General features: G+C 59.2%; 3 protein-coding genes and 2 pseudogenes. All 5 read right to left on the reverse strand.

All coding sequences use genetic code 11. From position 1 onward, the window contains the following. Positions 1–601: pseudogene (locus HMPREF9538_RS30640) on the reverse strand (L,D-transpeptidase); the annotation flags it as partial. Positions 602–801: 200 nt separating this feature from the next. Continuing rightward, positions 802–5250, reverse strand: a complete 4449-nt coding sequence (gene mukB / locus HMPREF9538_RS02745) for a chromosome partition protein MukB (RefSeq protein WP_004176682.1) — start codon at positions 5248–5250, stop codon at positions 802–804. Continuing rightward, entirely contained in the window at positions 5250–5954 is a 705-nt protein-coding gene (gene mukE, locus HMPREF9538_RS02740) for a chromosome partition protein MukE (protein WP_004150840.1), read from the reverse strand. Before mukE ends, mukB begins: the two co-directional genes overlap by 1 nt. Beyond that, a pseudogene (mukF, locus tag HMPREF9538_RS0128470) lies at positions 5935–7252 on the reverse strand (chromosome partition protein MukF). The gene mukE and the pseudogene mukF overlap by 20 nt, the downstream one beginning before the upstream one ends. Continuing rightward, positions 7249–7798: methyltransferase domain-containing protein (locus HMPREF9538_RS02735; protein ID WP_009486268.1), on the reverse strand; the 550-nt coding region annotated here is incomplete at its 5' end. The gene HMPREF9538_RS02735 and the pseudogene mukF, both read right to left, overlap by 4 nt.

The following is a 7798-nucleotide window of genomic DNA, read 5'->3' on the forward strand; positions in this document are numbered from 1 at the left end:
CCAGCTGCCACTGGTTAATCACCGACAGCGGCGGGGTCGCCATCTTGTACGGTGTCGAGCTATATAACCAGCGGGTCCCCTGGGTGGGGATGCCGCTGATAAAGTGCAGATAGCCCATCATGGCATCAGACAACACCACATCGCGCGCCATACCGCTGACGGCAGGATCGGTCAGCAGACTGACCCAGGTGGTAAACTGCGGCTGAAAACCGGCGATGGCGATCTCCGCCAGCTGCTGCTGGAACGCCTGCACCGCCTCGCGGTTTTCCCACATCGGTTTCATATCCCTGGCGGCGTATAGCGAGACCAGCGGATTCATAAAGACGGGTTTGTAGCCAGCCGGCAATAGCGCTTCGATCTGGGCGCGACTGTTCGCCGCGGCTTCCATCGACAGCGGCTGCTCACCGGCCAGCTTCGCGACCGCCGGCGATTGCCCGTCGCTTTGCGACAGCGCGACGGAAAGCTCTCCAGGCGTAGCGGAGCTATCACCTGGTACGACTTCAGGCTCTGCGGCCTGGACATTGAACAGCGGAGCAAATGCCATTGCCAGGCTCAGACTGAGCGCTGACAATGGACGACCATACCGTTTCTTAAGCAACATCCCTTGCCCCCTGTTGTCACACATTGCCGCCCACAAATTCGTGGGCTTTAACACAGTATATAAAGACGAAAAGGCTTTTGCCTTACCTAATGTAAAGAAGCTTAAAGATTATACCACCCTGGCATAGCAAGCTGGATAGCAAAAAGGGCAACTTAACGTTGCCCTTTTCAGCGCTTACCCGCCAGTAGTGAGCTGCATCGTCAGGAGGCGTCGGCCGTTCCCGGCAGCGCTTCCGGCAGCGGCGCGGCAAACCCGCGCAGCCCCACGACGTGCACATGTTCGTGATTATTGAACACCTTACGCACCAGTTTATAGGTAGTGCCTTTTTCCGGACTGATGTTCTCCGGCGCTGCGATAATCAGCTGCATCTCCAGACGTTCGCACAGCTCGAACAGGGTGGCGATGGAGCGGGCGTCAAGACGCGCCGCTTCATCGAGGAACAGCAGACGGCAAGGCGAGATATCCTTGCCGCGCAGGCGACGGGATTCATCTTCCCAACTCTGCACCACCATCACCAGAATCGACATCCCGGTACCGATAGCTTCCCCGGTAGACAGCGCGCCGGACTCCGCGCGCAGCCAGCCGTCGGAGCCGCGGTTAACTTCCACTTCCATCTCCAGATAGTTGCGGTAGTCGAGCAGCTCTTCACCGATGGTTTGCGGCGTGCGCTGCCCCATGTCGATCTGTGGGTTGAGACGCTGATAGAGCTTGGCCAGCGCCTCAGAGAAGGTCAGACGATTGCTGTTAAACAGATCCTGGTGCTGCTCATGCTGCTCGGAGAGCACGTCGAGCAGCATCGAGTGGGTCTCACGCACATTGACGTTCAGACGCACGCTGTTGACCTGGCCGAAGGAGACGCTCTGCAGACCCTGGTTGAGCATCCGGATACGGTTCTGCTCGCGCTGAATGGTTTTGCGAATAATGTTGGCCACGCTGCGGGAACTGATCGCCAGCTTCTGTTCACGGTTGGTCAGCTCTTCGGTCAGGCGGCTGAGCTCGATCTCCATCTGCTCGATCGCTTCCACCGGATCATCGGTGCGAATAATATCCTGACGAATACGCTCGCGCAGATGCTGGTATACGGCAACGAAGAACTGAATTTTGCGCTCCGGACGCTTCGGATCTTCCGAGATACGCAGCACGTCACGCAGATGTTCGTTATCGGCGACCGCCAGACGCAGCGCCCCCAGCGCCTTATCCGACATTGAGCGCAGCTCATCGGCGGAGAGATAGGCCAGCTCGCGGCGATGCAGACGACGTTCGACGCCGTTGTCTTTCACCAAACGCATCACCGCGCACCAGCCCGCCTTGGCGGTCACCACCTGCTCGCGCATTTCGCAGTAATCGCGCTCCAGCTTGCGCAGTTTACGGGTCAGGTTGTCCATTTCCGCTTCGCAGAAGGTCAACGCTTTCTCCAGCTGATTGCGTCGGGAGCGGTTATTGCTCAGCTGCATGTGCAGTTCATCGCGACGCGCGCGAGCACGCTCTTCCGCGCCGGCGTCGGCGCGCACGCCAATGTCCTGCAACTCTTTATACAGATCGTTGAGCAGCTCTTTCTTGGTGTCATACGAGCTCTTCAGCGAGGCCAGCACCTGATTGTACTGACTAAGCTGCGCCGCATGGGCACGCATCGCGTCGCGCGCGCGGCTGCGTTCGGACTCCGCCTGCTCCAGACGCTGGCGCAGCTTCTCGTTGAGATCGCTGTTGCCGCTGAGCATTTCCGCCGAATCGGAGTAGCTGAAGTGGGCCCTGCGCTGCACAACTTCCGCCAGGGCAAAAGCCTGCTGACGCGCATCGCGCTGGGTTTGCTGCGCATAGGCGTAATCTTCTTTCAGCTGCTCAAACTGCTCCGGATCGCTCTGCAGCACCGAAACAATAGGCTCCAGCTTCGCCAGCTGGTTACCGTGCTGCTGAATAAAGCGCGCGGCCTCCTGCGCTTCGTCCAGACGTTCCTGGATCTCGTCCACGCGGTCGGCCAGCGTATCATCCGCCAGCAGGTTCAGGCGCGGCAGCAGGCGGTTGAGCGCCGACACGCCCTCTTTCGCCTGCTCGTACTGCACACGGTTCTGTTGGTTATCGCTTTCATGGGCGCTCAGCGCACGTTCCAGCTCGCCGCGGCGGCTGTTGAGTTTGCGGATCTCTTCTTCCGGATCGTCCTCGAAAGCCACCGCCAGATGGCTGCCGATAAAGCGGCTGAAGGCCTGGTGCAGGCGCTGGGTTTTCTGCACATCGAACGACAGGGTCGCAAAACGCTCTGACAGCGATTCACGCTCGGCATGCAGGGTTTCAATGCGGTTTTCACGTGCCGCGCGGCCAAACAGCGGCAGCGACGGGAAGCGCGAATAACGCCACTGGCGATCGGCAATCTTCACCACCACCGCTTTTTCCAGCTCGTCGACGCTGAATACGCTGTCGTCAAAGGATTGCGGATCGCCTTCGATCAGATAGAGATCTTCCGGGCAATCTTCCAGCCCCTCAAGCTGCTCGGCTACCCGCGACAGATCCGGAACCACGATCGCATGGCGCGACGGACCGTACAGCGCGGAGAAGTACGGCGCATCGTCCAGGCTAACATCATCGTAGATCTCGGACAGCAGAACGCCGCCGAACCGTTCCGCCAGGGCGTTGAGGCGCGGATCTTCCGAACCGCCCGGCTGGCTAAGACGCTCGATTTCTTCGTCGATGGCGCGCTTGCGGGCGCCGACCTCGTCACGTTCAACGATAGCCTCTCGTTCACGCTCCAGCAGCTGCTGCAGGTATTCGGTGACCTCCTGGCCGGACGCAAACTGCTCGCCGCTTTGCTCGCACAGCTGGTTAAGGCTGTTCTGCGCCGCCAGCCAGACCGGCGCCCGACGCATCAGCGTCTGGGTACGCGACTGCAGTTGCTCCAGCTCCTGACGCAGCGCCATGCGCTGCTCCTGAGCATTGGAGACGCTGTCGGCCAGCGACGCGATGCGCGCTTCCAGCTCCTGATGCAGCGTTTCCAGATCGTCGATATCGTAGCGTTTACCCTGGCGTTTGCAGAACTCGGCCAGCTGACGCTCAGCGTCCTGCTGCTCGCGCAGGCGCTGTTCAAGCTCGTTGAGGCGGCTGCGCAGCCCCTGCGCCTGCTCGGCCTGGTGGCGCTGGTTCACGCCGTCGCGCAGCAATTCGCGCGCCACGTCCCAGGCTTCATTGCGCGCCAGCGGGCCGTTAATCGCCGCCACCAACTGGTAAGCCTGTTCAAACTGGCTGTGCGCGGTTTGCGCCACGCTCATTTTCTGTTCCAGCGACAGCATTTTCTCCGTCGCTTCCTGCTCTTTCGCCTGGAAGGTTTCCAGCCACTCGTCGGCGCTCTCCGGGGTCAGATCCGGCAGATGGCACAGCGCCTTCGCGCGCTCCAGCGCCTGCAGCGCCTGGTTATACTGAATGGCGCGGGTCTGCTGCACATCGAGCGCCTGCTGATAGTCGGCGAGTTGGCTTTTCAGCTCATCCACTTCCAGCTCGGCGGCCTCAGCGCGGGCTTCGTTCTCTTCCTGACGATCGACGGCTTCCGCCACCACTTCATTCTGCTCTTCCAGACGGATCTGCAGCTCGTCGAGATCCGCTTCGTAGCGCTCGATTTTTTCCTGCTGACGCAGCGCAGTCTGCACCAGGTTCAGGTGATCGCTGGCGGCCTGGTAATCGGCTTCCAGATCGCCCTCCGCGCCGTTATGCTCCTGCAGTTCGCGCGCCATGTCGACGTGCTTATACTGCTCAGCCGCCAGCTGCGAACGCGAGGTGAAGAGATCGCGGCGATACTCCAGCGCCTTATCCAGGTGAATGCGCCTCTCGTTGGCGTGACGCATATAGTCCGCCGCCACGTAGTTGGTGGCTTCGCTGATCAGGTGTTTAAACAGATCGCGGTCGGACTGGGTAACGCGAATGGCTTCCAGCGTCATGCGGTTTTCCCGCAGCGCCGCTTCCATATCCTGGAACGCTTTACGCACGCCGCTGTTTTCCGGCAGCAGGTAGTCGCGCAGCGAGCGGGTAATGGTGCTGGAGATCCCGCCGTACAGCGAGGCCTCAATCAGGCGGTAGTACTTGCTACGATCGGAGGCGGAACGCAGGCGACGCGCCACCACGCCCAGATCGAACATTAGCGAGTGATATTCGGTGATCGAGTTGAACTGTTTAAACTGGACCCCTTCCATCGCCTCGAGTTTATCTTTCAGCTCGTTGAGGCTCACGACGCGCGCCTGGCGATCGTTCAGCGTTTCGGTCAACAGCTGGGTCGGCAGGATAGAGGTCGGCAGTCCCTGAATGGCGAAAGGTTTAATATCGACTTTACGATCGCGCCCGGCGACCTGCTGCAGGCGCACGCCGACCACCACGCGCTGGTGGCGGGAGTTGATCACATCGAGTACCGAGTAACACACCCCGGCGCGCAGCTTACCGTGCAGGCCTTTATCGCGTGAGCCGCTGGTGGCCCCCGCTTCGGTGGTGTTACGGAAGTGCAGCAGGGTTAAATCCGGGATCAGCGCCGTGACGAAGGCCGCCATGGTCGTGGACTTACCCGCGCCGTTCCCCCCGGAGAGAGTGGTCACCAGTTCATCAAGATCAAAGGTCCGGGCAAAGAAGCCGTTCCAGTTAACCAGCGTTAGCGAGCGAAACTTACCGCGTTCAATCATTACTCTTCCTCCCCGCTATCCGGCTGGTTTTCTTCATTCTCATCATTGAGCTGCAGGTGATTTTCCAGGGCCATCGCTTCCCCGTCGCGGATCAGACGGCGCTGCGCTTCGCGCGGGTCGTCGCCGGCGCGCACATCGGCGCCAAAGCGGAATACCGATTCGGTAATGCGAAACTTGCTGCTATCGTGGCCCATAAACCACACCATCCCCAGACGGCGTAAGCGGTTAAGCGAGGCCCGCATTTTTTCCTGCAGCTTCTGGCGGTCCAGATCCGAACCGGTGGAACGGTTGTTCACCAGCTTCAGCAGCCTGGATTCATCGGCCAGGGTCAGCAGCTCGTCATAGAGCTCCTGCTGGGTAAAAATCCCTTCGTTCGCCAGGCGCTCCGGGCTGAGATAGAGATAGCAAAGAATTTTGCCCACCATCATATCCAGCTCGGACAGTACCGAGCGCGAAATCAGCGTGGTGGACCGCGGGCGCAGGTAGAAGAATCCCTCCGGCGCGCGGATCAGCTCGACGTTATAGCGAGCGTAAAACTCTTCCAGGTAATCCTGAAAATCCATCAAAAATGCGTGATTATCCAGCTCGTCGAGACCGATATGACGGCCCGCGCGCAGGGCGCTGTCCAGCGCCGGAAATAACGGATTGGCCAACGCCTGCGCCAGCTTAACCGGCATCACTTGTTCAATATTTGTCAATGACATGCGCCTGTACCTTGGCTCCGTAATCATTAATCGGCTGCCATTTTGCCGGCAGTCCGGTGAAATCTGCCTGGGCGACGCCCAGCTGTACCGCCTGATCCACGACGATCCGCGCCACGTCGAAGTGACGCCCGCGCGGATACTGCGCCAGGAACTCCCGCGCCACCAGGCCGAGATCCAGCGGTATTCCTTTCTCTTTATAGACCGCCAGCTGCGCTTCGATCAGCGCCGCCAGCTGCTCGCGAATTTCGTTAAACTCTTCAAATTCGAGGTCCGCCGGCAGCTCGCCGGTGACCTCTTCATCGCGCAGGGCCATCTCTTCATCGCGCATATCCAGCAGGCGGTCGGCGTTGGCGTAAGTTAGCGCCCACGGTTCATCAAAATAGGTCTGTACCGACTGGCGCAGACGCTGGGCGAAGACGCGGTTCTTATCCATATCGATAGCGGTACGGATAAACTTGTGCACATGGCGGTCGTAGCCGATCCACAGGTCAATCGCCTGCTGACCCCAGCTGACGATGCGGTCGAGCTTGCTTTGCAGATCGAACACCAGCCGATCGACAAAATGGAGATCGTCGCGCGCCATGGTCGAGTCCTGAATGCGCAGCAGGTTCGCCTGCAGCTTATCCCCTGCCGCATCCAGCGTATCCTGCAGTTCGCGCAGGGTGCCGGAGGTTTCCGACAGCAGCAGTTCACAGCTGGAAATCGCCGCGCGCCAGTCTTTATTCAACAACTGCGCGATATCGTCTTTCACCAGCTGCTGCTGCTCATCCATAATGCGCTGCGTCAGGTCGATGCTGTCGAAAATTTCCGCTACGGAATACTTCAGCGGCGCAAAAACGTTGCGATGCCAGTGGAATTCATCACCGCCCTCTTCCGCGGCGTCCGCCGCGCGCTTCAGCTCGCCGGCAACGATCGTGCATCGAGAGACGCAGCGTCGAGAATTCGCGCTGACGGATATAATAATCGGTGATCCCAATCCCCAACGGCGTCAGGCGATAGATCGCATTGCCTTCGGTAATTTCGCTGGTAAAGCGGTTCAGCAGACGCTGGCGCACCAAATCGTTGATCGCGTTATTGGCGCGCTGGCTGATGGTTTCGCTGGTCTGCTCAAACGCATCACTGACGTGGCGGAACGCATCCACCAGTTCACCCTCGCTCATTTCCCCTTCCAGTCGTTCACCGTTCAGAGTGGCGATCGCCAGCAGAAAAGAGAGTCTGTCGACCGGTAGCGAGATTGAAAAATCATTTTTTCTGGCCCAGGCAACCAGTTCGGGGACTGTCTGGGAAAATTCACTCATACTTTATCCTTGCATCTGCGGCTATGAGCCTGGCTCTTAAGCGCGGTGACATGAATATAACGGCCCAGGCTGAGATACGGCTCCTGACGACAGTAGCGCGTCTCCAGCGCCAGCAGCGCCGCATAGCTGTCATGCTGTTGGCGTTTTTCACGCAGATAATCATGAAACACCCGCACGCCGGTTTTGCTGACGATCTGCCAGCCAATCTCTTCCAGCCAGTGATAAACCTGCTGTGGTTCACGCGGATAATCCGGCGACAGCGTGCGTTTTTTCTTTTTTGGCATGCCCAGTTGAACGTAATCAAAATTACCGGCAACCATATTGTGCATCAACAGGCCGTTAGCATTGTAGAACATCAATGACAGTCCACCGCCAGCACGCAGCGTCGACCACAGGGTATGCAGTATTTCCTGGGGCTCCGCCACCCACTCCAGCACCGCATGAAACAGTACCAGATCGACCGGGCTTTCCAAATGCTGCGCAATATCCTGAGCCGCGCATTGTACAAAATGCATGTTGTCGATCACACCTTTATCGGCGGCCGCC

Origin of the sequence: Klebsiella sp. MS 92-3, assembly GCF_000195655.1 — a bacterium.
Taxonomy (GTDB): Bacteria; Pseudomonadota; Gammaproteobacteria; order Enterobacterales; family Enterobacteriaceae; genus Klebsiella; species Klebsiella pneumoniae.

Coding starts and splice junctions, on each gene's coding strand:
- mukB (WP_004176682.1), bottom strand. CDS start 5,250: ATGATTGAACGCGGTAAGTTTCGCTCGCTAACGCTGGTTAACTGGAAC.
- mukE (WP_004150840.1), bottom strand. CDS start 5,954: ATGTCATTGACAAATATTGAACAAGTGATGCCGGTTAAGCTGGCGCAG.